The organism is Ephemeroptericola cinctiostellae, assembly GCF_003339525.1.
Classification (GTDB): Bacteria; Pseudomonadota; Gammaproteobacteria; order Burkholderiales; family Burkholderiaceae; genus Hydromonas; species Hydromonas cinctiostellae.
Map to the genome: position 1 here is coordinate 2,627,067 of NZ_CP031124.1, position 25,702 is coordinate 2,652,768.

The 25,702-nt window shown below is 48.4% G+C and carries 34 protein-coding genes and 1 tRNA gene; 23 read left to right on the plus strand and 12 right to left on the minus strand.

The window, feature by feature from the left end; translation table 11 throughout:
- Positions 1-140 precede the first annotated feature (140 nt).
- The 9 genes from DTO96_RS12040 (at position 141) to DTO96_RS12800 (ending at position 3,746) form a co-directional block, all read left to right on the plus strand.
- Entirely contained in the window at positions 141-500 is a 360-nt protein-coding gene (locus DTO96_RS12040) for a DUF6475 domain-containing protein (RefSeq protein WP_114563729.1), read from the plus strand.
- Between the two features lie 250 nt (positions 501-750).
- On the plus strand, positions 751-921 hold the full coding sequence (locus DTO96_RS12705; protein ID WP_157964438.1) for a hypothetical protein: 171 nt from the start codon (positions 751-753) through the stop codon (positions 919-921).
- 105 nt (positions 922-1,026) lie between these two features.
- On the plus strand, positions 1,027-1,380 hold the full coding sequence (locus tag DTO96_RS12050; protein ID WP_114563731.1) for a hypothetical protein: 354 nt from the start codon (positions 1,027-1,029) through the stop codon (positions 1,378-1,380).
- Positions 1,377-1,628 (plus strand): RusA family crossover junction endodeoxyribonuclease, encoded by a 252-nt coding sequence (locus DTO96_RS12055; protein WP_114563732.1) that lies wholly within the window; start codon positions 1,377-1,379, stop codon positions 1,626-1,628. Before DTO96_RS12050 ends, DTO96_RS12055 begins: the two co-directional genes overlap by 4 nt.
- Before the next feature lie 211 nt (positions 1,629-1,839).
- Positions 1,840-2,151, plus strand: a complete 312-nt coding sequence (locus DTO96_RS12060; protein ID WP_114563733.1) for a hypothetical protein — start codon at positions 1,840-1,842, stop codon at positions 2,149-2,151.
- 105 nt (positions 2,152-2,256) lie between these two features.
- On the plus strand, positions 2,257-2,559 hold the full coding sequence (locus DTO96_RS12065) for a hypothetical protein (protein WP_114563734.1): 303 nt from the start codon (positions 2,257-2,259) through the stop codon (positions 2,557-2,559).
- On the plus strand, positions 2,559-3,278 hold the full coding sequence (locus DTO96_RS12070) for a recombinase family protein (RefSeq protein ID WP_114563735.1): 720 nt from the start codon (positions 2,559-2,561) through the stop codon (positions 3,276-3,278). The genes DTO96_RS12065 and DTO96_RS12070 overlap by 1 nt, the downstream gene beginning before the upstream one ends.
- A complete protein-coding gene (locus tag DTO96_RS12075; protein ID WP_114563736.1) occupies positions 3,275-3,478 on the plus strand; it encodes a hypothetical protein in 204 nt (67 codons plus the stop codon). The genes DTO96_RS12070 and DTO96_RS12075 overlap by 4 nt, the downstream gene beginning before the upstream one ends.
- Positions 3,479-3,584: 106 nt before the next feature.
- On the plus strand, positions 3,585-3,746 hold the full coding sequence (locus tag DTO96_RS12800) for a hypothetical protein (RefSeq protein WP_192878996.1): 162 nt from the start codon (positions 3,585-3,587) through the stop codon (positions 3,744-3,746).
- 20 nt (positions 3,747-3,766) lie between these two features.
- Here the strand turns inward: DTO96_RS12800 and DTO96_RS12080 are convergent, their stop codons facing one another.
- Entirely contained in the window at positions 3,767-4,945 is a 1,179-nt protein-coding gene (locus DTO96_RS12080; protein ID WP_157964439.1) for a tyrosine-type recombinase/integrase, read from the minus strand.
- A 184-nt stretch (positions 4,946-5,129) separates the two neighbouring features.
- Positions 5,130-5,206: transfer RNA gene (locus DTO96_RS12085), tRNA-Val, on the minus strand.
- Positions 5,207-5,407: 201 nt separating this feature from the next.
- Here DTO96_RS12085 and purD point away from each other — a divergent pair.
- From purD to DTO96_RS12115, 5 genes are all read left to right on the plus strand, one after another.
- A complete protein-coding gene (gene purD / locus DTO96_RS12090; RefSeq protein WP_114563738.1) occupies positions 5,408-6,676 on the plus strand; it encodes a phosphoribosylamine--glycine ligase in 1,269 nt (422 codons plus the stop codon).
- A gap of 229 nt (positions 6,677-6,905) precedes the next feature.
- Positions 6,906-7,178, plus strand: a complete 273-nt coding sequence (locus tag DTO96_RS12095; RefSeq protein ID WP_225972513.1) for a type IIL restriction-modification enzyme MmeI — start codon at positions 6,906-6,908, stop codon at positions 7,176-7,178.
- A gap of 70 nt (positions 7,179-7,248) precedes the next feature.
- Entirely contained in the window at positions 7,249-7,512 is a 264-nt protein-coding gene (locus DTO96_RS12100; protein WP_308418254.1) for a type IIL restriction-modification enzyme MmeI, read from the plus strand.
- A 226-nt stretch (positions 7,513-7,738) separates the two neighbouring features.
- Entirely contained in the window at positions 7,739-8,020 is a 282-nt protein-coding gene (locus tag DTO96_RS12105; protein ID WP_114563740.1) for a hypothetical protein, read from the plus strand.
- Between the two features lie 594 nt (positions 8,021-8,614).
- Positions 8,615-9,544, plus strand: a complete 930-nt coding sequence (locus DTO96_RS12115; protein ID WP_114563742.1) for a Tim44 domain-containing protein — start codon at positions 8,615-8,617, stop codon at positions 9,542-9,544.
- A gap of 239 nt (positions 9,545-9,783) precedes the next feature.
- Here DTO96_RS12115 and DTO96_RS12120 read toward each other — a convergent pair whose 3' ends face one another.
- Positions 9,784-10,200: a VOC family protein gene (locus tag DTO96_RS12120; RefSeq protein ID WP_114563743.1), complete on the minus strand. Its 417-nt coding sequence runs from the start codon at positions 10,198-10,200 to the stop codon at positions 9,784-9,786.
- Between the two features lie 285 nt (positions 10,201-10,485).
- On the opposite strand from DTO96_RS12120, the gene hemF reads away from it, so the two are divergent.
- The 3 genes from hemF to plsY are packed head-to-tail and all read left to right on the plus strand — an operon-like array spanning position 10,486 to position 12,718.
- A complete protein-coding gene (hemF, locus tag DTO96_RS12125) occupies positions 10,486-11,430 on the plus strand; it encodes an oxygen-dependent coproporphyrinogen oxidase (protein WP_114563744.1) in 945 nt (314 codons plus the stop codon).
- Positions 11,427-12,122 carry a nicotinate (nicotinamide) nucleotide adenylyltransferase gene (nadD, locus tag DTO96_RS12130; protein WP_114563745.1) on the plus strand — a complete coding sequence of 232 codons (696 nt, stop codon included), beginning with the start codon at positions 11,427-11,429 and terminating at the stop codon, positions 12,120-12,122. Before hemF ends, nadD begins: the two co-directional genes overlap by 4 nt.
- Positions 12,119-12,718 carry a glycerol-3-phosphate 1-O-acyltransferase PlsY gene (plsY, locus tag DTO96_RS12135; RefSeq protein WP_114563746.1) on the plus strand — a complete coding sequence of 200 codons (600 nt, stop codon included), beginning with the start codon at positions 12,119-12,121 and terminating at the stop codon, positions 12,716-12,718. Before nadD ends, plsY begins: the two co-directional genes overlap by 4 nt.
- A gap of 286 nt (positions 12,719-13,004) precedes the next feature.
- Here plsY and DTO96_RS12805 read toward each other — a convergent pair whose 3' ends face one another.
- From DTO96_RS12805 to aroG, 4 genes are all read right to left on the minus strand, one after another.
- Positions 13,005-13,253 (minus strand): hypothetical protein, encoded by a 249-nt coding sequence (locus DTO96_RS12805; protein WP_192878997.1) that lies wholly within the window; start codon positions 13,251-13,253, stop codon positions 13,005-13,007.
- An 11-nt stretch (positions 13,254-13,264) separates the two neighbouring features.
- Positions 13,265-13,642, minus strand: coding sequence for a RidA family protein (locus DTO96_RS12140; protein WP_114563747.1), 378 nt, complete (start codon positions 13,640-13,642; stop codon positions 13,265-13,267).
- Positions 13,643-13,659: 17 nt separating this feature from the next.
- Entirely contained in the window at positions 13,660-14,049 is a 390-nt protein-coding gene (locus tag DTO96_RS12145) for a tautomerase family protein (protein ID WP_114563748.1), read from the minus strand.
- Between the two features lie 85 nt (positions 14,050-14,134).
- The gene (aroG, locus tag DTO96_RS12150) at positions 14,135-15,211 is read right to left on the minus strand and encodes a 3-deoxy-7-phosphoheptulonate synthase AroG (protein ID WP_308418248.1); all 1,077 of its coding nucleotides are present in this window, start codon (positions 15,209-15,211) and stop codon (positions 14,135-14,137) included.
- Positions 15,212-15,662: 451 nt separating this feature from the next.
- Between aroG and DTO96_RS12155 the strand changes: the two genes are divergently transcribed.
- Both DTO96_RS12155 and DTO96_RS12160 read left to right on the plus strand, forming a co-directional pair.
- Complete coding sequence (locus DTO96_RS12155) at positions 15,663-16,097, plus strand: DUF1841 family protein (RefSeq protein ID WP_114563749.1); 435 nt, start codon at positions 15,663-15,665, stop codon at positions 16,095-16,097.
- Positions 16,098-16,211: 114 nt separating this feature from the next.
- Positions 16,212-16,592, plus strand: a complete 381-nt coding sequence (locus tag DTO96_RS12160; protein ID WP_157964440.1) for a DUF2322 family protein — start codon at positions 16,212-16,214, stop codon at positions 16,590-16,592.
- 186 nt (positions 16,593-16,778) lie between these two features.
- On the opposite strand, the gene DTO96_RS12165 is transcribed toward DTO96_RS12160, so the two are convergent.
- The 3 genes from DTO96_RS12165 to DTO96_RS12175 all read right to left on the minus strand — a co-directional run bounded on the left by DTO96_RS12165 (position 16,779) and on the right by DTO96_RS12175 (position 19,223).
- A complete protein-coding gene (locus DTO96_RS12165; protein ID WP_114563751.1) occupies positions 16,779-17,561 on the minus strand; it encodes a 3-hydroxybutyrate dehydrogenase in 783 nt (260 codons plus the stop codon).
- A 66-nt stretch (positions 17,562-17,627) separates the two neighbouring features.
- On the minus strand, positions 17,628-18,380 hold the full coding sequence (locus DTO96_RS12170) for an acetoacetate decarboxylase (protein ID WP_114563752.1): 753 nt from the start codon (positions 18,378-18,380) through the stop codon (positions 17,628-17,630).
- Between the two features lie 147 nt (positions 18,381-18,527).
- Positions 18,528-19,223 (minus strand): helix-turn-helix transcriptional regulator, encoded by a 696-nt coding sequence (locus DTO96_RS12175; protein ID WP_114563753.1) that lies wholly within the window; start codon positions 19,221-19,223, stop codon positions 18,528-18,530.
- A gap of 360 nt (positions 19,224-19,583) precedes the next feature.
- Between DTO96_RS12175 and DTO96_RS12180 the strand changes: the two genes are divergently transcribed.
- The 4 genes from DTO96_RS12180 (at position 19,584) to DTO96_RS12195 (ending at position 23,071) form a co-directional block, all read left to right on the plus strand.
- The gene (locus DTO96_RS12180; protein ID WP_114563754.1) at positions 19,584-19,985 is read left to right on the plus strand and encodes a DUF4902 domain-containing protein; all 402 of its coding nucleotides are present in this window, start codon (positions 19,584-19,586) and stop codon (positions 19,983-19,985) included.
- Between the two features lie 97 nt (positions 19,986-20,082).
- A complete protein-coding gene (locus DTO96_RS12185) occupies positions 20,083-20,634 on the plus strand; it encodes an acyl-homoserine-lactone synthase (protein ID WP_114563755.1) in 552 nt (183 codons plus the stop codon).
- A gap of 19 nt (positions 20,635-20,653) precedes the next feature.
- Positions 20,654-22,231 (plus strand): L-aspartate oxidase, encoded by a 1,578-nt coding sequence (nadB, locus tag DTO96_RS12190; protein ID WP_114563756.1) that lies wholly within the window; start codon positions 20,654-20,656, stop codon positions 22,229-22,231.
- A 60-nt stretch (positions 22,232-22,291) separates the two neighbouring features.
- Positions 22,292-23,071 carry a sulfite exporter TauE/SafE family protein gene (locus DTO96_RS12195; protein WP_114563757.1) on the plus strand — a complete coding sequence of 260 codons (780 nt, stop codon included), beginning with the start codon at positions 22,292-22,294 and terminating at the stop codon, positions 23,069-23,071.
- A 163-nt stretch (positions 23,072-23,234) separates the two neighbouring features.
- Here DTO96_RS12195 and DTO96_RS12200 read toward each other — a convergent pair whose 3' ends face one another.
- Positions 23,235-23,420 (minus strand): hypothetical protein, encoded by a 186-nt coding sequence (locus tag DTO96_RS12200; protein ID WP_114563758.1) that lies wholly within the window; start codon positions 23,418-23,420, stop codon positions 23,235-23,237.
- Positions 23,421-25,529: a replication restart helicase PriA gene (priA, locus tag DTO96_RS12205; RefSeq protein ID WP_114563759.1), complete on the minus strand. Its 2,109-nt coding sequence runs from the start codon at positions 25,527-25,529 to the stop codon at positions 23,421-23,423.
- Positions 25,530-25,702: the final 173 nt, after the last annotated feature.

The following is a 25,702-nucleotide window of genomic DNA, read 5'->3' on the forward strand; positions in this document are numbered from 1 at the left end:
TGAAAACGATAGAGTTCTAGTAGCGCGGCACATAATTTGATACAAGCGCTACCTTTAAAATCAAAAGCTTACATTTTTAATTTGATACAGCTTAATTTGATATTTGTTTTAAATCAAATGCTTACAGTGTATCAAATTATGTGCCGTTCCACTTTATCCATGTTGTTATCGAGGGAATGGGGGGTTGGGTGAATTTTTGCAAGGGTGAAGAAAAGGATTTTGAATTCAAGAGGCTTCGATTTATCGAGTCTTATAAAACAATTCGAAAGCGCGGCGATGTTGCTGATTATCCAAGGCGATTAATGGGCATATCGAATCAGCAAAATGCAATGAATGGGTTTAAGTTGGCGCAGCCTAGGCTTGTTGGTGATCCTGACAGGGCAATAGCGGTGCTTTCAAACGGTAGTGACGGGTCAAGCTTGCGTGTGATTACATTGTCGGAGCAGGGGGCACAAATGATCAAAGACAAGGCCGCAGGGATTTTTAAGTTGGCGATGTGATTTTAGGAGTTTAAATTGATTGATTTAATTTTAGCCATAACGGCGAAAGAATGGGGGTTGTGATGAGATGGTTTTATTGGGTTTTTCAGGGCTTTTTTTTGGCCTCGGCTGTAGCGATAAACGTTGATGGGATGGAGTTTGCACGTGATGGCAACACAGCTGGGGTCATTTTTTGCATTTTCATGTTTGCGCTCTGTTTTTTTGGTTTTGTATCATCAATTAAGTGTGAAAAACAAATTGGAGATAAAAAATGACTGAGCTTATGAAAATGGCAGCAAGAGCTTTTAAGGAAACGGTTGAGGATGCATTGTTTTCATCGGACTATTGGACGCAAGTAAGGGCTGGAATGACGATAATTAATCACTTGAATGGTATTAAAAGCGGCGGAGAGGAAAGTGTCGATGTGTTGCACAGCGTGTAGTTTAATTGTTGGAGGGTTTATTGGTGTGGTGGCCGCCTTGGTTTTGCGTGCAATTGTCACGGCGAGATTGAAGCGGAAATTGAACGAGATTGAGGGGTAGATGGTATGAACGCAATTTTAATGACGATGTACGCAAAGCCTGTCGATATTGATGCTGTTTCGTCGAGCAAACACAGCGGAGATTGGTTTGAATCAACAAACATGCAGCTAAATTCAGCCAATGTCATTTATAAACGATTACAGGCCATTGCGGGCGTTTACTTCAAGGAGCGATCATCTGGGTACTTTGAGCGGTTTGGTGGATCACCTTTAATTATGGATTTGAAGCGTTGCGGACTGATTGAAAACGGTTCATCAATTTGGCATTTAAAGATCACACAGGCAGGCAGAGACTACATGCGCAAGCACCGAATCAATGCGGCGGGTCGTGAGTCTTTGGAGATGGGGGTGGCGGCATGAGCAAGCAACAACTGGTTTTACCATACCCGCCAAGTGGCCTGAACCCAAATAAGCGGCTGCACTGGGCGGTTAAGTCGAAGCAGGCAAAGGCCTACAAGTCTGAGTGCTTCTTGCTCGCAAAGGCGGCGGGTTTAAAGATGGAGCACAAAGGGACTATAAAAATGTCGATTGAGTTTACAAAGCCTGACCGACGAAAGCGTGACGACGACAACATTATTGCATCTTTTAAATCGGGTCGTGACGAGTAGCGCGGCACATAATTTGATACAAGCGCTACCTTTAAAATCAAAAGCTTACATTTTTAATTTGATACAGCTTAATTTGATATTTGTTTTAAATCAAATGCTTACAGTGTATCAAATTATGTGCCGTTCCACTATCAATCAACGGCGCAGGGTCGTGGGATCAAAACCCGTGGGTTTGGGTGTATGAGTTTAAAAAAACTGAAGGAGACCAATAATGGGAGCCATTGAGCAAACAATAGCAGACGCAGTGCGTGCTGGCATCACCGAGGCGGTGAAACCGCTGCAGGATGACATTGCATGGCTGCGAAAAATCATCGAAAGTAAAAACGAACCCGCAGACGAACGGGTTAAACAAAAGGATTTACCCGCAAAACTTGGTGATGTTGGACTGACAAAGCTGCGTAAAACCCTCGGACTTAACGGCGCACCAAAGCCTGACGCACTGGGACTGTACAGTGTCAAAGCGTGTCGAACTTTTATCGACAACCTACCATCTGACTCAGCATCAAAAAAAGCTGAAAATTAATTTATTTTGTATTGACAAATTAAAATGATGCCTGTATAATTCTTCTCATGGTGATTGACTTAATCACCAACCGACCAAGCGGGTCTTGGAGACAAGGAGTTAGAAATGCGCAACTTAATAAACCTCACAAATGAAAAAATAGAAGAATTATTTGACGAAGCCTTTGGCGTTGATGGCTACATGGGCGGCGAATATGGTGAAGCTAACGTAGTTTTCACATCAGACACTTTCGAGTCTTTTATTCAGACCTCAAAAAACTACAACGAATGCCCTTATAATCCAGAACTCGATGAAATCGACGGATTCAAAACTCTTTTAATGAAAAAATGCCAAGTGCGCAAGGGTGACCAACGCCAAGATGTCTGCATCATTGATTTCGGCGACATTCGCGGCGTGGTATTGTCGTAATGTACGAAGACATCCTTTATACAAGGGTGTCAGGTCATTTTCAAGCCACTCAAGGCGTAAGCCTTGAGCAGCAAGACCTGCACTTAAAAGAGTGGTCAGTGCGCAATGGCGGGCACGTCACTGGCTTTTTTGAAGAACGAGGCAAATCGGGTCGCAGCATCAAAGGGCGCGTGCAATTGATCGCGGCCCTCGCTTTACTCAAACCAAAATCCCGTTTTATTGTTAGCAAACTGTCCAGACTTGGGCGAAATGTTAAAGAAGTACTGCAAATCGCCGAAACAATTAAGTGCGCTGGGGCATCGCTGATTATTGTTGATCAGACCATTGACACATCGACCGCTATAGGTCAATTATTTTTCACCATGCTCGCAGCAGTGGCGCAATTTGAGAGCGATATGCTTGCAGAGCAAATCAATCAAATGGTGACCCACCAGCGAAGCAAGGGTAAAGTTTGGGGCGGCACGCCATTCGGCTGGCAGCGTCAGAGCGATAAATCACTCGTCCCTAATGAAGCGGAACGTGCTTTGTGGCTCGAAGTTAAACGATTAAAAAATGCTGGGCACTCGAACAAGCAGATAGAGGCTGACTTTAAACGACGCGGCCATTTTTATGATGCGGCAAAGTTTAGCAATATAACTAAATTGGATTTTAACAACAATCCACAGGTGTATAATCCACCCAAACATTATTTACAACGCAGTCAAAGAGGCAAAAAATGACCGATAAACCACACGGACTTACAGGCAAAAAAAACGCCAAAAAAGACGAAACCGCAGAATCATGGCTGCAAGTTAGAACCTTGACCAGTGATAAATCACTTTGGGTAAAAGCCGCTCAAAAATCAGGCGGCAATTTATCAGGCTGGGTGACCAAAACATTAAATGATGTTGCAAAAAAAGAGTTAAACATCAAAGAATAGTTTTATTTTGTATTGACAAATTAAAATGATGCCTGTATAATTCTTCTCATGGTGATTGACTTAATCACCAACCGACCAAGCGGGTCTTGGAGACAAGGAGTTAGAGATGCAAACATTACACCCAGCCGAAGTACGAAAAATCAACGTGGAGATCGCAAAAATGAAAAGCGAAATGTTTTGGCAGCCAATTAAAATAGCCGCAGCTCTCATCGGCTCAGTGGCAGCAATCACCGCCACTATTATGACTTTAATCTTAAAAGTCCTGTAAAAAAGCCCCGAAAGGGGCTTTTACTTACCCGCCAATTCATCCAAAAAATCAGCGTACCACTGCATCATTTTAGTGCGCTCATCGATGTACATCGCACGGTTGTACGCGCCTTTGACTTTGTTTTTTTCAACGTGCGCAAGTTGTCGTTCAATGACTTCGCCGCGCCACATATTTGACTCATAAAGTGATGTGGACGCCATCGAGCGCAGGCCGTGCACAACCATTTCGTCGGCCTTGTAACCCATCAAGCGCAAAGCTTTTAGCGCGGTCGCATTTGAGATGGGCTTGCGATGTTTAACGTTTGATTGTTTTGATGCAAAAACGTACTTGTCACGCCCCGTCACCTGCTGCATCGACCGCAGCAAGTCCACAACTTGAGCGGACATAGGCACAACAAGCGGCAAATCCATTTTCATTTTTTCAGCTGGCACCTCAATCCGCTGCGCATCCCAGTCAATTTCCGCCCATTCCAACATTCGCGCCTCGGCTGGGCGCATAAACGTGTAAGCGTTAAAAAGCAGACAATTGCGCACGGCAAACCCTTGATAATCACGTATGTTACGCATCAGCCGCCCAATTTCGCGCGGCTCAGTGATTGCGGGCATGTTGACGACGGGCTTTGCGATGATCGCACCGCTCAACGGCGCAGCCGCGTCAAATTTGCAATAACCACGCGCGATAGCGTAGCAAAAAATACGGCTGGCCAACGCCCGCGCACGGATCGCGGTCTCAGTTGAGCCGCGTTTTTCAATTTTTAACATCGCAGCTAAAACATGCGGCGGCTCAATCGAGTCAATCGGGCGGATCAATTCAGCCGCCAAATCTTCAACGACAATGCGCCGCGTGCGCAAATAATAGGCCTCGACCCAGTTTGGTCGATTGCTCTCAAGCCATTCGCGAGCCACAACCTCAAAGCGCAGCCCATCGGCTTCAATGCGGCCATCACGCTTAAAGTCTGCTGGATTTTTGCCCTCACTCAAAAGCCGCGCACAATCATCACGCAACCGCCGCGCATCCAACAAGCTGACCGCTGGGTATTTACCCAGCGCCATCATCAAATCTTTACCGCCAAATTTGTAACGATATCGCCAAAGCTTACCCCCAGCAGGGGTAACGATCATTAAAAGACCATCACTGTCGTATTTTTTATATTGCTTTTGATCGGGCTTAAGCCCTTTGAGTTCGCGGTCTGTGAGCATTTTCGCCTTGTTTTTGGGGTATGTTTTTTTGTCATTGGGGTATATTTTGACCAAAACACCCCAATAATGCAAACTCTTAAACGATTTTAAACGACACAGAACGACAGATAAAAAAGAAAAAACCCACTGATTCAGTGGGTTTTAACATCAAACGACGCTAAACGATGCGGCGCGATTTTGTGATTGGTAGGCGATATTGGGTTCGAACCAACGACCTCCACGATGTCAACGTGGCGCTCTAACCAACTGAGCTAACCGCCTATTTTTAAGAACCGCAATTCTAACACATAAAATTTGAGCGTGGCAAGTTTTCGAGGCACAACATGCATTTCTGTCGAGTAAAAGTACCTTTCACATCCTCCACTTTCCACCTATTTTTAAGAACGTCAAGCCGACGCACCTCAAGTCGAGTAAAATGGCGCCTTGTTCAACTTGGTTTCACGACCGTTTACAGTAAATACCATGAATGTACTCATCATCGGCTCAGGCGGCCGCGAACACGCCCTCGCTTGGAAAATAGCCCAATCACCGCTCGTCAGCCAAATCTTCGTCGCTCCAGGTAACGCAGGCACGGCACGCATGGGCAAAACCCAGAACATCACACAAGTTGACAATGCCGCATTGGTCAAATTTGCCCAAACCAACGACATCGCACTGACAGTCGTCGGCCCAGAAGCACCGCTCGCCAAAGGCGTGGTCGACGCATTCCGTGCGGCTGATTTGGCCATCTTCGGCCCCACACAAGCCGCTGCACAACTTGAAAGCTCAAAAGCATTTGCCAAAGCGTTCATGGCGCGCCACAACATCCCGACCGCCGCCTACGACACCTTCACCGACAGCACACTCGCCCACGACTACGTTAATGTTCACGGCGCACCCATCGTCATCAAAGCCGACGGCCTCGCCGCAGGCAAAGGCGTTGTGGTCGCCATGACCCTCGACGAAGCGCACACCGCCATTGACGACATGCTCGCGGGCAATCGCCTCGGTGAAGCGGGCGCACGCGTCGTGATCGAAGAATTCCTCGATGGCGAAGAAGCCAGCTTCATCGTCCTCTGCGATGGTGAGCACGCATTACCGCTCGCCACCAGCCAAGACCACAAACGCCTGCTCGATGGTGACCAAGGCCCCAACACAGGTGGCATGGGCGCTTACTCACCCGCCCCCGTCGTCACGCCAGAGATTCACGACCGTGCCATGCGCGAAATCATCCTGCCCACACTGGATGGCATGAAAAAAGACGGCATCGTATTCACAGGCTTTCTCTACGCAGGCCTCATGATCAAAGCCGATGGTTCGATCAAAACCCTCGAATTCAACTGCCGCATGGGCGACCCAGAAACCCAACCAATTTTCCGCCGCCTGAACTCAGACCTGTTTGAAGTCCTCAGCCACGGCGCAAAAGGCACACTCAATCAAGTTCAACTCGACTGGGACAAACAAGTTTCCCTTGGCGTCGTGCTCGCAGCACACAACTACCCAAACACGCCACGGGCAAATGACGTCATCACCATCGCAGCCGACACGCTCAACTGCGTCACCTTCCATGCAGGCACAGCCGACAAATACGACCAAATGGTCACCTCAGGCGGCCGCGTCCTGTGCGTCACCGCACTCGGCAAAACCCTCAAAGAAGCACAAACCGCCGTTTACGAGCACATCAAAGGCATCCAATTCGACGGCATGCAATACCGCCACGACATCGGTTACCGCGCAGTGGATTTGATTTAAAACAGCAGCAATTTAAAACCAATCAGGTATTAAATATACATAAAAAAACGGTCAGCACATGACCGTTTTTTTACTAAAATATGCACTTAAAGCAATGACGTAATGACGCACTCTGACGACGAAAGCCACAGCGATTCGATCATGCACACTTGATACGACATCTCCCGCACAGCAGGACATTGTGGGGCAACAAGCCCACAGAAACCATAAAAAAAGAAACAACCACCACATGACCATCCTATCTTGGAACGAAATCAAAGACCGCGCCCTCAAGTTCTCCAAAGAATGGGCGGACACCCACAACGAAGAAGCGGATGCAAAGCCCTTCCTCGACGCATTTTTCAATGTATTTGGCATCACCCGCAAACGCGTCGGCACATTTGAGCACAAAGTTAAAAAAATCGATGACGCCAACGGCTACATCGACCTGCTCTGGAAAGGCGTCATCCTCATCGAAATGAAAAGCCGAGGCAAAAACCTCGAACGGGGAAAACGAAAATGACGCGGAAAAAAGGAGTGACGGAAAAAAAGGACATGACGACGCAAAGGCGTGGCTGCAAAAAAAAGCCAAAATTGAATCCGCTGCGCAAGCCGTGCTGGATGCCCGCGCTGCGCACCCTGATGCGTCATTGGCTGATTTGTACGATCCATTGACGATGCCCGCGAATTTGGTCAAAGCCCACGCCGCGCTCGATAAAGCGGTGGATGCGGCGTATGGCTTCAAAGGCACATCCGACAGTCAACGCGTCGCATTTTTATTCGATTTGTATCAAACCTACACCCATCGCCTGATTGCCGACGCCCCCGCCAAACCCAAACGAAGCAAAAAATCATGATGCGCTCATGTCGTCATTCCCGCGCAGGCGGGAATCCAGTAGGGCGCGTCGCGCACCTTGGATGCGAGATCAGTTGGGTTCATCACAAATGCTGCGCATTTAATTGGATTTCCGCCTGCGCGGGAATGACGAACCCTCTGATGATCATCTGAGGGTCATGAGAAATAAAATAAACTGAGCTTATGTCTCATTGAAAAAAGTCTCATTGAAAAAAGGAGTTGTACACATGGGAACCGTATGGACAATTATCGGCTGGGGCGTTGTCGCCGTATTGGGCTTGATGTTGCTTAGCTTATGTTTTGTCGCGTTGGTTCAGGCGATCGTAATGTTGCCTGCCGCTTTGGCGCTGGCGTGGGGCTTGTTTTTTCTTGGTTTGCCGTTTTATGCGGTGCATTATTTTGATTCTTGGTGGTGGATTTTGCTGTGCGTACCGTGTTTTGCGCTGGCTTACATTCCGATTCATTGCATTCACCTGTATGAGAAAAGCATTGAGGACTCATCGACCTGATGGCCTCAGCGGAGGGTTTCAGCTGATCGCTAAACGAATGAAAAAAACTACTTTTCATTGATCAAGCCTAAAAATCGTCGGCGCTGTTGATTAAACAAAAGATGCGGTGCTTTTTAAGAAGAAATGTCCAACACGTCTTTAAGCAAACAGCTCCAATGAAGGCGATTCACAAAATGCGATTGCGATTGGCGTGATGCGTGCCTGTGCTTGTGTGCTTGTGTGCCTGTGTGCCTGTGTGCCTGTGTGCCTGTGTGCTGTGTGCCTGTGTGCCTGTGTGCCTGTATGCCTGTATGCCTGTGTGCCTGTGTGCCTGTGTGCCTGTGTGCCTGTGTGCCTGTGTGCCTGTGTGCCTGTGTGTGCCTGTGTGCCTGTGTGCCTGTGTGCCTGTGTGCCTGTGTGCCTGTGTGCCTGTGTGCCTGTGTGCCTGTGTGCCTGTGTGCCTGTGTGCCTGTGCTTTTAATGGGCATCAGCAGGTTTTTGTTTTTTAGCTTATGATGCGGCTTCGACTGATGTTTTTTCTGATTGTTAATTGTTATTGATTGTTGTTTGCTGGTGTGGTGCGTTTATACACGGCGTTTATTTTATGGGGTTTTAATGAAATCTTTTTTGAAGCATTCGTTGGTGGCTTTAAGTGTGGCGGCAGTGGGTTTAATCGGCATGGTGACGGATGCTGATGCGGCACGCTTGGGCGGTAAAAAATCCAGCGGCATGCAACGCAGCAGCGAACAATTGAGCACACCCAGTTTCAATCAAGGCACAAAAACAATAGCCCCTCAAAACAGCCCTCAAGCTGCCACAAACGCGGCCAGCCCTGTAACGCCCAGCCCTGTGCAACAACCCAGTACAGCACGTAAATGGTTAGGTCCTATTGCAGGCATTGCGGCGGGTTTGGGGATTGCGGCACTGCTATCCAATCTGGGTTTGGGTGACAGCATGGCCAGCATGTTGAGCATGCTGTTGTGGGCGGCTTTGGCATTTATTGTGATTCGTTTTGCCTTGAATCTGTTTAAACGTCAAAAACCTCAAACAGCGGGTGCACATGTTACTGGTTATCCGACCTCTCAAAATTCAACCCATTTTAAACATGAGCAGCCCCCATCACCCGTCTCGCCTCATGTTTTTCAGGCACCTGGTTCAACAAGTTCGCTTAAACAAGCAACGCATGTGAATGCTGAAGAGTTTTTACGCACAGCAAAAGGCTTTTTTATTCGCTTGCAAGCGGCGAATGATAAAAAAGACATGGATGATTTGCGACGTTTTTTAACGCCTGAAATGTATGCAGAAGCGCAATTACAAATCATGGAGCGTGGCCCTGAGGTGCAAACCACACAAGTGGTGAGTTTGGATGCGACCTTGGTGAGCTTGGTCTCGGAAGGTTCGCACGACATTGGTTCAGTTCGATTTACAGGTCAGTTGAAGATGAATGATGAGGCTGTAGCTGATGAGGTTTCAGAGATTTGGCATTTCACCAAGTGGAGCAATCACGCCAATGAGTGGTCTTTGGCTGGGATTCAACAAGATTAAGTGTCAAAGGTTTCGGTGAGGTTTACGTTGAATGTAGAGCGCAAAAACATTGACTGCATCCAATAAAAAAGCCCCTTCTGGGGCTTTTTTATTGGCATGATCCGTTGTGCGTATTTACAGGATTCCCGCTTCTTTGTGCGGGAATGACTTGCTAGCGATGCGAGCGGCGCGAGTAAATCGACACCCATCGTTTAAAGCCGCCCTGCACATTTGAAATAAATTTGAAATAAAACAGTCGATCAATCAGTGGCTTTATTGCAATTGAACATCCAATGGATGCCAAATTGATCCGTTAACATGCCAAATCGTGCGCCCCAAAAAGTGTCACCAAGCGGCATGGTGATTTTGCCACCTGTGCTGAGGTGTTCAAATAGCTTGGTTTGTTCCGCTTCGTCGGTGAAGTTGAGGCTCATGTGGATGTTGTCGCCCATGACTGAGGGTTGTTGCGACATGCCATCGCAAGCCATAAAATTGACCTTGCCTGATTTGAAATAACAATGCATGACGTGGTTTTTATGGGCTTCGTCACACGGCACGGGGGCGTCACCTTTTCGCATGATGTCGGCTGTGCCGCCAAATGCGGCTTGATAAAACTCAATGGCGGCGGCGCATTGCCCGTCGTTGAAACTCAAGTATGGCTCTAATATAATGCCCATGATGGACTCCTATAAAGTTGAACAAACCGCGCCTACATCATCCTATAGGATTAGATGAAAAGTCAAGCCAAGGTGAGGCAGCAATATGGGTGTATGATCAAAACCTTTATGGCGGACATTTCACAGATTCTGTTGTTCAAACATAACATGACAAGCTGCCCGTGCTATTTCACAACAATTTCTTTACGATAAAAAGTGCACTTCGCTTGACCAGAAGCAAAAGCTTTCGCCATGCACCCCACACTCATGCGAAAATACGTTTTATTTCTTTTTAATGAGATCCGCATGACCACCCCGACGTTAATCGAACTCCAATCTTATTTCAGTGATTTACAAAACCGCATTGTGGCAGGGCTTGAAACGCTGGACACGGTGCCTTTCACGCGTGACATTTGGCAGAAAGAGCCTGAGTCTCCATTACAGGGGCGCGGCAATACGGCGATCCTCGAAAATGGTTCGTTTTTTGAACGCGGCGGTGTGGCCTTTTCGCAAGTGTCGGGCAAGGCGTTGCCGCCTTCTGCCACGGCGCATCGCCCTGAGCTGGCTGGACGTGGTTTTTCGGCAATGGGGGTGTCGTTGGTATTGCATCCGCGCAACCCTTTTGTGCCGACGGTGCACATGAATGTCCGTTGTTTTGTGGCGTTGGCGCGTGATGCGTCTGAGCAGGATGTGATGTGGTTTGGCGGCGGTATAGACTTGACACCGTATTATGGCTTTGAGGCGGATTGTGTGCATTTTCACCAGACCTGCTTTGATGCGTTGCAGCCTTTTTCAAGCGATGCGGATGGGCTGGATGCACTGTACCCACGTTTCAAAAAGTGGTGTGATGAGTATTTTTACTTGAAACATCGCAATGAGGCACGCGGCATTGGTGGTATTTTCTTTGATGATTTCGCTGCGCCCGATGTCGCGACGGCTTTCGCCACGACCCGTGCGGTGGGCGATGCGTTCTTAAGCGCGTATGTGCCAATTGCACAATGTCATGCGAATGATGCATACGATGAGTCGCATAAAAATTGGCAAAATTACCGCCGTGGCCGTTATGTGGAATTCAATTTGGTGTTTGACCGTGGCACGCATTTTGGCTTGCAAAGCGGTGGTCGCACAGAGTCGATTTTGATGTCAATGCCGCCGGTGGCGAATTGGGCGTATCAATACACGCCTGCGGCGGGTTCGGCTGAAGCGGCGTTGTTGACTGATTTTTTGCCCGTGCGTGATTGGTTGGCATGATGGATTTGAACCCGCCCATTGGCTGCTTCGGCGGCACTTTTAATCCGCCACACCGCGCCCATTTTGCCTTGGCGCATGCGGCCTGTGAGCGGCTGCATTTGGCTGAGTTGCTGATGATCCCTGCTGGACAACCTTGGCAAAAGCCCCACGTTTTACCTGCTGTGCACCGCTTGGCGATGCTGCGTGCGGCCATGGCGGACGAAGTGCAAACGAAGCGGTGTGGGCGTGATGAGCCGTATCCGTTGTCGATAGAGACATTGGAAATTGATTTACCTCAAGCGAGCTACACCATCGATACCTTGAGCACATTGCGCGCTCGATTCCCTGATTCACCTTTGGTTTGGGTGATGGGCTCAGACCAGTTGCGCAATTTAACCACGTGGCGAGAATGGATACACTTGCTCGATTTGGCACACATCGCCGTGGTACAGCGGGCGGGAGCTGAAGTGACTGCGGCTGATTTGCCCGCCCCCCTCAATGGGGTTTATGCGCAACGGGTGTGCTTGGATGGACGTTGGCGCGAATCGTTACAAGGGCGCTTTATTCCTTTTGAATTTGATCCAATTGCGGTATCATCCAGCGACATTCGTGCGGCAATTTCAGGCGGACAAACAGCGGATTCAATCAGCGCTCTGTCGCCTTCGGTTGCCCATTACATTACCCAACATCAACTTTATGTGACTTCACCATGACCACTCTTTTTTGGATCGCTGCCGCTTACCTATTGGGCTCAATTTCTTTCGCCATTGTGTTGTCAAAAGCATTTGGTATGGCGGATCCCCGCTCGTATGGTTCAAATAATCCTGGGGCGACCAATATGCTCCGCTCAGGGCGAAAAACCGTTGCTTTGCTGACGTTGCTGGGTGATGCCTTAAAAGGTTTTTTACCTGTCATGCTCGCCAAGCAGTTCACTGATCTGCCTGTGGCGGCCTTGTGCGCCATTGCTCTGGCGGCATTTTTAGGGCATTTGTATCCGATTTTCTTCGGCTTTAAAGGCGGTAAAGGTGTGGCCACTTTTCTGGGTGCGATTTTGGGCTTATTTCCCGCCGTCGGTGGCATCACGATGTTGGCTTGGTTGGTGGTTGCGCTGTTGACCCGTTACTCATCCGCATCGTCATTGACCGCCAGCGTGGTTACATTGATTGTACTCACCTATAATTGGGGAGCAGGCATGTGGATGGTATGGATGCTGATCATGGTGGGTTTGTTGTTTTGGCGCCACCGTGGCAACATCAGCCAATTGGCTGACGGCACGGAAAGCAAACTTTTTTCCAAAAAAACACCGTAAACAACTTGCTTTTTAGGCAAAAAAACTAAAAATAAATCGCATTCAAATGCGGCAATGCATCATTTAAAAACATTGGGCTTCCTTTTAAAGCGAAGCCCAAGTTGGTGCAGCGTTTCAATGCTCGACTTCATCAAAGGCGACTGCATTACCCCCAAAAGTCCAGCTTATCTGACGTGAAGCACTATACACATATTGCAACGCAACATCGAAAACCCCATTTTTCTCCATTATTTTGCTTGCACTCGGTGCATAAGCTTGTTATAGTTGCGCCACATTCAGTTCAGTCTTATAGAAGACAAAGGAACTTGATGTCGGCAATTTTCAAAATGCGGCGCCATCCCCAGATTGGCAAAGAATTTTCGGAAGGAGCATGGTAGGAGACAAACGCGCGACTTAGATTGCGCATATAAAAACGAGCAAAAAAACAAAAGCTCAATAATGTAGAACAAGAAAGCGCGACCAATTCCTCATGGTCGCGCTTCTCTTTAACTAAAAAAGCCGCTGAAGCGGCTTTTTTTGATGCGGTGTACACCATTACAATGGTGCTTACACTTGTGCAACGGCCTCAACTTCAAAGATTCCGCCTTTAGGCAAACTGGCCACACCAACGGTTGAACGCGCGGGGAATGGCTCGGGAACGTATTGCGCCATGATGGCATTGACTGCTGCAAAATCAGCCAAATCGGTCAAAAACAAAGTGAACTTGACGACATTGGCCAATGAGCCGCCAGCCTCAGTCAAAATGGCTTCTAAATTTTTGAACGCTTGGTGAGCTTGCGCTTCAATACCGCTGGCCAGTTCACCCGTCACAGGGTCAAGCCCCAGTTGACCTGACGTGAACACCATATTGCCTACTTTAACCGCTTGTGAATAAGGACCAATCGCTGCGGGTGCATTGCTGGTGTGAATGATTTGTTTTGTCATGTGAATTCTCCAAAAAGTTAGACATTGATATTATAGTTTAAAACCACTTCGTCACCATGCTGACCACGAAAACCCCAGTTTTCAGGGGGGCTTTCAATGATGCAAATCTCCAGATCATGTTGGCGGATGCCCAATTGGGCTTCGACTCGGTCAAACAGCAAGCGAATCAATCCTTTGCGTGCCTCTTTTGTGCGCCCTGTCATCATGGTGATTTCAATGATGGTGTACGCTTCGCTGCGGCCGCTTGGGTAAAGAAAATCGTCTTTATCCAAATGAATGAATCGATGCGCCCGTTTATCTGCGGGAAATTGCAATGCATCGACGACACATGAGTGAATGACATCAGACAATTGCACACGCAACGGCATGAGGTGCGTTTTCAAGCCAAATACTTTAATTTGAGACATTCAACTCACTCCACAAAATACCTACTACACTCGGTGACTTCAGATGCATAAAGCGTGGTTCCGACCCTACGGTCATGTCATGCATTTATTGCTCGGCAAAGTTGTTGCGCTTCAATTCACGACGCGCTTTAACCGCCTCCGACAAACCATGTAAAACATCAATTGAAGCATCCCAATCAATGCAACCGTCCGTCACGCTTTGGCCATAGGTCAGTGTTGCGCCCGCCACGAGGTCTTGTCGTCCACCGACAATATTGGATTCAATCATCACACCAAAAATACATTCGTCACCCGAGGCGATTTGCGCTGCGATGTTAGCGCACACGGGGATTTGATTTTCTGGTTTTTTCTCACTGTTGCCATGCGATGCATCGACCATGACTTTTTTCGCCAAACCTGCTTTACTGATTTGTGCGCAGGCTTCAGCCACACTTTCAGCATCGTAATTCGGTTTTTTGCCACCGCGCAAAATGACGTGGCCGTCTTCATTGCCCTCAGTTGAAACAATCGCCGCCAGACCACTTTTGGTCACCGACAAAAAGTGGTGCGGACGTTGCGCCGCCAAAGTGGCATCGACTGCGATTTTGACATTGCCATCGGTGCCATTTTTAAAACCAACAGGGCATGACAAGCCCGATGCCAATTCACGGTGCACCTGTGACTCGGTTGTGCGTGCGCCAATCGCGCCCCAGCTGACGAGGTCCGCAATGTATTGCGGTGTGATCATGTCCAAAAATTCAACGGCAACAGGCATGCCCATTGTGTTGATTTTTAGCAACAGTTCACGCGCCATGCGCAGACCTGTGTTGATGTCAAATGTTTCATCCAGATGCGGGTCATTAATTAAACCCTTCCAGCCCACTGTCGTACGTGGTTTCTCAAAATACACCCGCATGACGATTTCCAATGTGTCCTTGAATGCTTCACGTTGCGCCAATAAGCGTTGGCAGTAATCCAAAGCGGCTTCAGGGTCATGGATGGAGCATGGCCCAATCACCACCACAAGCCGATCATCTGCGCCATGCAATACGCGATGAATGGCTGCTCGTGACTGAAAGGGGACATTGGCCACGGCTTCGCTCAGAGGAAACTCATCCATCATCGTTACAGGCGGTGAAAGTTCTTTTAATTCTTTAATGCGGGTGTCATCGGTACGAATCATGATTTTTCTTTTCAAAATAGGGGAAAAGTGCAGGTACACCACAGGCGCACAACATGCTGCTTTTCGAGTTTTAAATGGACCAGCCAATACAAAAAATTAAACATACAAACAAAAAAACCGCTAATTCACATTAGCGGTTTGACAAATTTCGGTCGCGCAAGGCTCACCGAACAGACAGACCGCCAGTTCGAGTAAAGTGCCAGAAATAAAAAGATTGTGAAGCGCGCATGACCTAGATTCTTTTCGAGAACAATAAAAAACACATCAATATTTTACACACGCACATCGCGCAATCAAAACATGCACCAGATGCTTCGTGTAAACTTATGACTTTATAACGTGTTTCAAAATATTTTGCAACTCTTTTATAAGAGTCCTCTTGTTTAAACCCAAACCTTTTGATTTTATGTGGCGTTCTCATAAAATCTTTAGGCTGATTTGTGAATGCCCCATGTTTTTTAACCCCACCCTTGCCGAAGTCCGCCAGTTTTTTTATCATGCATGGCACAAATCACTGAAAAATGAGGCACTTGCCCCCATCGAAAGCATCGCCACGCATTGGATGCGGCAGCATCCAGAATACCACGCGGTGCTCAATGGTCCGATTGAAGCCTTGGAAGCAGCGCAATTTCCACCCGAGGCAGGCGAAAGCAATCCCTTTCTTCACCTGTCCATGCACTTGTCAATCAGCGAACAATTGTCCATCAATCAACCCATTGGCATTCGTGCGGCTTATGATAAACTGGCGCAAAAGCTGGATGATGAGCATGCAGCGCAACACGTCGTGATGGAGTGCTTAGGTCAAGTGCTGTGGCAGGCTCAGCGCGACAAGCGCGAACCCGACAGTGCGGCGTACATTGATTTGATTTTGCGCGCCAGCAGCTAAAACACAAGCAAGTCAACTTGCCTCCTGATTAAAACGCAGCGTTTTGTTAGAAGGTCTTGTTGAAAAATTTGAATGCACTCAAGTGCCCCCTTAATCATTTTTAAAGGAAAAACCATGTTACTCAAAACCAGCACCGTTTTTAAAGAAAACCTTGAACAGTTTCCGAGCATTGATGGCGTGGAAAAAATTGATTTTTACCAAGATGACCAGCTGCAAGGCACGGTCAGTAATACCGAAGGGCAAAAAGGCTCTTTGGCGCTGTATTTTTACCTGTTCAAAACCATGGGTACTCTTGATTTGGCTGCCGCCCGTCGCGGTTTGGAGCTGTTTGCGGAGCACACCACAGTAGCGCGCGCCACACCAGGCGCTCACCCAAACATTGATCGCTTGATTTTGGTTGAGGCGACACATCAGCCCATGGAGATGAAGGTCACGTACAAAGAAGGCAGTGGCCCAAGTTCGGCATGGGATGATGGGTCTGAAGATAAACAATAAAAAAACCGCTGAGTAATCAGCGGTTTTTTTATTGTTGGTTTTGATTTTGCTTTGATTTTGCTTTGATAAACAAACACTTTGATGAACTCATGCACATGCGCGCGGCACAAACCATCTCACATCAAACAAACACAAATCCAATTGTTATTTCGCGGTGAAAACACACGCCAACACCGCCATGCATTTTTACAGCATGCACCAGCCATGACTCACATCAATTGATTGCCCTGTCAACGCGCCATTGCTGTCATTTGCCAAATAGGTCACAAGGTTGGCAACATCATCGACCGTGGTGAATTTACCGTCCACCGTTTCTTTGAGCATGACATTTTTAATCACTTCTTCTTCAGTGATGTTTAAAGCCGCCGCTTGCTCAGGGATCTGCTTTTGCACCAAAGGTGTGAGCACAAAACCGGGGCACACGGTGTAACTGTGGATGCCGTATTGTGCGCCCTCTTTCGCGATCACGCGCGCGAGACCAAGCACACCATGTTTGGCAAACACGTAAGCGGATTTCAGCTTAGATGCCTCATGCGAATGCACAGAACCCATGTAAATGATTTGACCGCCACGGCCTGAAGCTTTCATGTGCGTGTATGCGGCTTTGGTCGTCAAAAATGCACCGTCGCCATGAATCGACATCATTTTTTTCCAATCTTCGAATGGGTATTCTTCAATCGGGTGAACAATTTGAATGCCTGCATTGGACACCAAAACATCGATGCTGCCAAATGCATCCACCGCTTGCTTAATACCCGCGTTGACTTCGTCTTCAGAGGTGACGTTCATGCTCACCGCGATGGCTTGGCCACCCGCATCGATGATGCTTTGCGCGACAGCTTTTGCCCCGTCCAGATTCAAATCCGCGATGACAACTGCGGCGCCATCCTTCGCCAAAGTTTTTGCACATTGCTCACCAATGCCACTGGCTGCACCCGTAACGAGAGCGACTTTTCCGACTAAACTCATGATAGACCCTTATAAAAAATTAATCACTGATGTAAAAAAACATAAAGCCATGTTAATAAAGCCATTTTACTGTTGTAAGTAATCAAATGCCACTTCACCTAAACCCAAAGTTAAATTGGCGATGATATGTTTCGCACCGACTATTTTACGCACAGGCAAGTCGGCGACGGGCGCCAGGACATGGCTGAACAACTCCAATGCGGCAGGCCCTGTATACGCTTCCAGCACATCCACATTGTTCAAATGGTAGCGCACCAACTCGCAAATGCGCGGTGAACCATCAACATGCGGAATGATTTTGAGCAAATAATTGGGCGTTTGCATCATTTTATCGGCTTCGGGCGAAGTTTCAAGCGCAATGTGTTTAAAACCCATCGTGCCATTCGCCACACGCACCGAACCATAGTTCAAAGTGCCAATCAGTGTGTCTTTGTCTGCATTGAGGGTTGGCGAAGCCAATTTCTTTGGAAATCCCCAAATTTCACGCCCACCTGCGATCGGTGCATCGTCATCCAAATACATGCTGTGCGTGTAATTGGCATGTTTGCCATCCATGTCGATCACGCCAATCACCTGCCCCGATTCAGTGTAATTGCCAAATCCAGATGAGTCGGGCATGCGGATGAATTCATAATGCACCACAGGATTTGCGGGATCGATTTGTAAAGGCTCAGGCACAACAGCACGCAAGGCCTCCACGTCGGTGTGATAACTGATGATTAAATATTCGCGATTGCGAAAGTGATAAGGGCCACGCGGATATGAGGGGCAGGTCATGGGCATGGCAAAAGCGTTTTTACGGATGTCATTGATGTTCATGGGTTGTCCTGTAGAAAAATAACCACTTCTACTATAACTGAAATCAATGGGTCAACCATGTATCACTTTGTTATTTTCTTATGTTGTGCTTTCTTATTTTTAATGACTTCAACACACCCTTAGTCATCTGCATTATCCGCATTTCATCTAAATCAAATTCAATGCGATGGCCTTCACAACGGCAGCCGTTTTATTGGTCACCCCCAGCTTGTCCAACACATGACCCATATAAAAATTCACCGTTCGCTCAGATAAATTCAAAATATCCCCAGCCTCGGCGGAGGTTTTGCCATCAGCCGCCCAACGCAAAACCTCTAATTCCCTTGGATTTAAAAGTATCACTTCATCCATTATGTTTTGCACTGTCAACACATGTGTCATTCTCTCGTGCATGACTTGATTCAATACCCGCATGTCTCGCTCTTGAGCTTGGCTCGGTACAGTGGCATTTGAATGGGAAAAAGTCAGCATCCCAATCATTCCCGAGGGGCCAAAGCACGACTGTGCCCAGCCCGTGCACAAACCATGAGCCGCAGCTTCCTCCCAAAACTCCGGACACTCTTGTGCGGTTTGGCTGGACCACTGCAAAGGCAACACCGAGCGGAGCCCATGCTGGACCGTTGGATCAATGCCCACATAGTTTTCTCGAACATAACGTTGATACCATCGCTTACTGTAGTTACTGAAAATCAAAGTTTTCGGTTGAGATTTCGGCAAAGGCAAACGAACACCGTAACTATAGTGGTCAAAACCCAACTCTTGGGTCGCAGAGGCCAACAACACAAGCAGTTCGTGCTCATCCTTAGCAAAAGAGAACGCCCCCAACTCCAATCGATTTGACATTTCTTTCCTCAAACACGTGTGCGCTGCCAATCCAAAAAAACAACACAAATAAATAAATACAAATACCACTTATCCATAGTCTACCCACCCCCAGCCACACTGTCAATGCTGTCATGCCCAAATAAGCGTCAACCCGTGATGGTTCACGTGCCCCATTGCTAAAATACAGGTTCGCATGCTCAATCACATGCCCAAAAGTTGAATTCGTCAGTCATTCAATGTGCTGCTGTGCAAATTTTTTCCTATGTTTTTTATGGGCTTTCCCGTTCACAAATGCACATCGAGGCTTAGAATAACCACAAAATAGACTTTTGATTTGCGATTCAACAGAAAACAACCTCAACATAAAAAAGGCATTCCATGTTCATGTTATCCGATGACGGCTATGTGCGGCTCACATTGTCCCTGCTACACGAAATCCCCCTCCGTCACTGCACATCAGGGCTCGATGACAATCCAACGCCTCCAATCACACATGCAGCGGGCATCACAGAGATCACGGGTTATACCGAATGGGTCAGCGACACCATCCCAGCCATAAGTATCGGCTGGGATTGGCAGATCGGTGGCGCAAATCACCCGCAAGGCATCACCTGCATCAGTCCCGTGCGCAGCAACCTCATGCTGATGGCAGGTGTTCAAACCAGCGACTCACCACAGGATGTTGGCGAGACGCAAAGCGAAGCATGGCTTGCAGAATACATTCAAACCATCCCTTGGCAAATCACCGTGACAACATTTATCAACCAGCGCTACCAGTAAATTGCACAAAAGTCACTGTCAACTCTGACAATATCGCAAAGCAAAAAATTCCTGTTTAATGCCACCTACACTAAATTTATTGCGTGGAGCAGAGGGCATGAACATATCATTGGGAATGACACACGAGTTCAGCGACAACGATTTTAGCCAGTTATCGGCCTATCGTCACAAAGTCTTTATCGAAACACTCGGCTGGTCACTGCCCACACAAAGCGGCATCGAGCGCGATCAGTTTGACCGCCCCGACACCAGATACATCGTCGTCAAAGACAATGCTGGCCACATCTGCGGCTGCGCCCGCTTGCTGCCGACCACATCGCCGTACCTGCTGGGGGAGGTGTTCCCGCAGCTGCTCAACGGACAAAGCATTCCAAACTCACCCGACATCTGGGAGATCTCACGCTTCTCCACCATTGATTTTCACAGCCCTTCCATGAGTATGGCAGGCGCACACGTCGCGCCCGCAGCCATCGCCCTTATTCACCAAACCGTTAAATACGCCAAAACCTGCGGTGCAAAACGCCTCATCGCAGTCGGCTCGGTTGGCATCGAGCGGCTGCTGCGACAAGCAAGGCTCAAGGTGCATCGAACAGGTGCACCCATGGTGGCGGACGGCGAGATGGTGTGTGGGTTTTGGGTTGAAATTTAATTTAAAAGAGAGAGAGCGTATGAAATTTGATTTAATTGTTGTGGGTGAAGGTTTGGCTGCTTTAACCCTGTTGTTGCATTTGCCAGAAAACATTAAGGTCGGTGTCATATCGCGCAGCAAATACAACGAGCCCTCCAGCTATTGGGCACAGGGCGGTATTTCTGCTGTTTTTTCAATAGAAGACGATGTTGAGAAACACGTACAAGATACGCTCATCGCGGGTGATGGCCTGTGTGACGAGCAGGCTGTGCGCCACATCATCGGAGAAGGGCCATCAGTTTTGCAGTGGCTGATTGACATGAGCGTGCCATTCACCCGTGAAAATGGTGACATCCATTTGACACGTGAAGGCGGCCATTCGGAACGACGTGTGGCTCATGTGGATGACATGACGGGGCGGGGCATCATGCAAGCCTTACAGGCAAAAGTCGCACTACTGCCCAATGTTGTGTGGATCAGACAACATGAAGCCATTGAAATCATTTCTGATGGGACAACCGTTTCAGGAGTCATCGCAGAAAGCCTTGCAGATGGTGATGTCGCCGTATTTAGTGCACCGAACATCATTTTGGCCACTGGCGGAATCACAGGCCTGTATCCCTATGCCACCAACCCAAATGCCAGCAAGGGAGAAGCAATCGCAATGGCTTGGCGGGCTGGTGCAGACATAGAGAATTTAGAATTCATTCAATTTCATCCAACCGCATTGCAATCTGAAAACAAGGTGGTCAGTTTAATCACTGAGGCCGTACGTGGTGAGGGTGGGTATTTGTACAACACCCAAGATGAACGTTTCATGAGCCAGTATGCGGCTCAAGAGGAACTTGCGCCGCGCGACATTGTGGCACGAGCGATTTACTCTGAAATGGCTGCGCATCAATCCGCATATGTGTGGCTGGACATCAGCCATAAAGGTTCAGCTTTTGTTGAACAGCATTTTCCTAACTTAGTGGAAATCACCCAACAATATGGATGTGACCTCTCAAAAACAAGAGTCCCTGTATCACCAGCAGCTCACTATACCTGCGGTGGCATTGCCACTGATGTCACAGGACAAACACGAGTCAAAGGTTTATTTGCAATTGGAGAGGTCGCCAATTGCGGCCTTCATGGCGCCAATCGCTTGGCCAGCAACTCACTTCTTGAATGCGTTGTCATGGGTAAAGCATGTGCACAAGCCATCATGGACTCAGAAACACCATTGGCCTTGCGAGAAGAGATTCACGTTCCAGCCATCATTGAAAGCCATTTCACCCCGCAACTCACGTCAGACCTAATGACCGTACTGTGGGATCATGCAGGCATCGTAAGAAGTACACTGGGCATTCGAACGGGTCTAAAGCATTTGGAAAAAATGAAAATGGGCGGTCGAAAATCATTGCCTTATGGCAAAGCTTTGCGCTTAAAAAACATTTACGACGCGGCCTATCTTATTCTTCACAGTGCCTCAATGCGTCAAGAGTCACGTGGCGGTCACTTTAACCTAGACCACGCTTCTAAAGCAAAGGTGCAAAAAACGATTGTTGTTGGACAATCAATCGGTTTCTGGAAGCAACCGAAACATTCTTTGCTTAACAATCAAGAGGCATTGGTTTAATTGATTCAAAACAACAAGCCAAAACAAGTTAAATTTTTATAAAATCTGGATGGAGGGGCGATGTTATTAACATTTATTTTGGGCGGCTTGGCGGCTGGCTTTCTAGCAGGGATGTTCGGCATTGGCGGCGGTGCGATTGTTATTCCCGTGTTGATTCACATTTACAAGGGTGAAGGCATGGCATCCACCGAGGCCATACGATTGGCCTTCGGGACATCGTTGGCCACGATGGCATTTACAGGACTTTCGTCCTTCTTAAGCCACCGAAACCATGGTAATGTGAATTTTGTTTGGTTTAAGAAGCTTTTTCTCCCCGCAGGGGTGGGGGCTTTTTTTGGAGCCATACTGGCCGCACGCCTACCAGGGGCATGGCTGGCAGTGGGTCTGTCCATTATGCTGGGCTATTTCGGCATTAAATTACTGGTACAACGAGAGCAAACCTCATCCAACTCACCTTTATTTACGCGATTTTCCCATGTGGCGGGCTTTTTTTCAGGTGCAACTTACTCATTAGCGGGCATGGGCGGCGCTTCGGTGATGACTTTTTATTTGACTAAAGTGGGGTTGCCACTCAGAACGGCGATTGGCACAGCGACAGGAGTTATTTTACCCATCTCTGTCGGTGCGATCATTGGTTTTGGCATCACCGCCGACACACCTCATGCTTGGCGCTGGGGTTACATTGATTTATATGCCCTGCTGATCATGAGTGCGTGCTCGATTGTGGCCTCTAAGTTGGGGGTTAAAGCATCTGCTGCACTGCCCACGGCTCAGCTCAGAAAAGTATTTGGCTTATTTATGTTTGGCTTGGCAGTTAAGACATTGTTGACGGTGCTATGAGCTTGACATCTTCACGAAAAAACACATCATCATGCAGCAATCGTTCAATCAACCCGCATTAAGATAAGTAACGTCTAGATGAGCAACTTCTATGTGATGCCATGGTTGAATCATAACAAGGGGTAACGCTAGTTGAATCCGCTTGATGTTCATCATCGATGATTCAGTTGTCGCGATCTAACTTCATTGGGTTGACATTGTATTGAATAAATTGATGTTGATTGCTGCGGCGACGCTGATGAAAAGTGTCGTACAAAGCCAATTTAACGACTTCGCCTGACGCCATCGGCGTGTGCAGTGCGACGTGTGAAGGTGCAACATTCCCAGCACTTAAGCAACACGTTGCCATTCAAATTTCCGCAGGATCGACTTCAATCAACCACATCAAGCGGCTTTTCTGCGCCACCAAAGCGCCTTGCCACTGCGCTAAAAAGGCCTGTAAACGCGGACGAGATGGGCACTCAATGAGGATTTGTGCGCGTTCTTGGCGATTCAGGCGCATCATGTTCATTGGCACGGCGGCATTGATGGTGACGTGAGCAAACTCAAGGTGATCTGCGATCAAAATCAACGCCAATTCGCGCGCCGTTTGAGCAAAAGCAAGGGCTTGCTTGAGCTCTGGGGCGGCGACTTGCAATAAAGCGTGTGCGGCAAAGGGTGGTAAACCGAGCTGTTGGCGCACGGCCAGCTCACTGGTGGCAAATGTTTCAAAGTCGTGTGTGCGAACTTGCGTCCACATGGGATGCTCTGGGAATGCGGTTTGAATGAGCACGCGCCCGGCTTGCTGTCCTCGCCCTGCTCGCCCGATGACTTGCTGCAATAAGGCAAACAAACGTTCGGGTGCACGGTAATCTTGTGCAAACAAACCGCTGTCCACGTCAAGTACGCCGACCGTATTCAAGTTAGGCCAATCGTGGCCTTTGGCAAGCATTTGCGTGCCGATGACAATGTCGACCACACCTGCGGCGATATCGGCGAACGCATCTTCCAGCTCCCCTTTTTTGCGTGTGCTGTCAGCGTCAATGCGGCGCACGATGGCTTTCGGCCACAGCCGTGCAGCTGTTTCTTCGAGCCGCTGCGTGCCTTGGCCGATGGGGTGCATGTCGGCATTGCCACATTTGATGCAGGTTTTTGGCACACGCTCTTGCTGGCCGCAGTGGTGGCAATGCAGGTGGCGTGTGGTGCTGTGGTACACAAAGTGCGCGGCACAGTTGGGGCAATCGTGGATGTGGCCACAATGACCGCAATAAAACACGGGGGCATAGCCGCGTCTGTTTTGAAACAGCAGTGTGGTGTGGTGTTGCACCATCGTTTCGGTGATGGTGCGGCGCATTGGCTCGCTTAAACCATCCTGTGCAGCCGTTTTTTGCACATCCACCAACGTCACTTCAGGCAGCATGGCGCCTTTGACCGCCCGCTCAGGCAATCGATGCAAGCCGTATCGCCCCGTGCATGCGTTATGCCACGTTTCCAGTGAGGGTGTGGCTGAGCCAAGAACGATGGGAATATTCAACTGATGGGCGCGGTAAATCGCCACATCACGCGCAGAGTAGCGCACACCCTCTTGCTGGCGGTACGAACTGTCGTGTTCCTCATCAACCACAATGGCTTGCAAATTCGGCAACATGGCCAGCACCGACAAACGCGTGCCCAAAATCACCCGTGCTTGCCCAGAAGCGGCACGCCACCAATTCATCAAACGTGTTGATTCGTTCAAGCCACTGTGCAAAGTCACCACTGTTTCCATGCCAAATCGAGCATTCAGACGCGCTGCAAATTGTGGCGTGAGGTTGATTTCAGGCACCAAGATAAGCACTTGACCATCAGCACTGTCCTGTAACACATGTGCAAGGTATTGCAAATAAACTTCCGTTTTGCCACTGCCCGTCACCCCAAACAACAGCTGTGGGCGAAGGTCGATGTGTCGCCGTTCTAATAAATCATCCAAAACAACATGCTGGGCATGGGTTAAGTTCAATGCTTGGCCGACATTCAGCAACGCAGGTGATGGCGGCAGCGCCCGCCATTTGCGCCAAGTCCTCATGCCTGTGCGCAAGGTCATTTCACCCGTCGTTTGATCCCACACGAAGTTTTTCGCGACACGCAACGCGATCGGTAATGCAGGCAACGCCACTTCACCCAAACCACGTTGATAATATTTGGCCATGAAGCGCACGAGATCAAGCCAGTGCCCACTCATCTGAGGCACAAAGGGCAGCACCGCTTGGATGGGTTTGAGCTTGGCTGGTGGCACCTCGCTGGTGGTTGAAATCCCCATCACAATGCCCACCAACAACTGCTTGCCGAAAGGCACGAGCACCGTGTGCCCCAACCACGCCTCAGGCACAGCCAAATTCAAGGGAGTGTTGTTTAATTCGATGGGCGCATAATCAAAAACGCCTGCAGCAGAAACCGCAACAGGCACATCACACGCCACTTGCAACACCCATCCCACCATTGATAGCTTTCAAAAATATGATTGGGTCATTCACATCAATTGCGGATGCCCTCAAACAAACGATTTCAATGCCCGCCACTTGCCCACAAAAACTGTGGATAACTCTGTGGGGAACTCTTGGACAATCCCAATAAACACATGTAAATCAAGGCTTAAACTCGTTTGCTCATTTA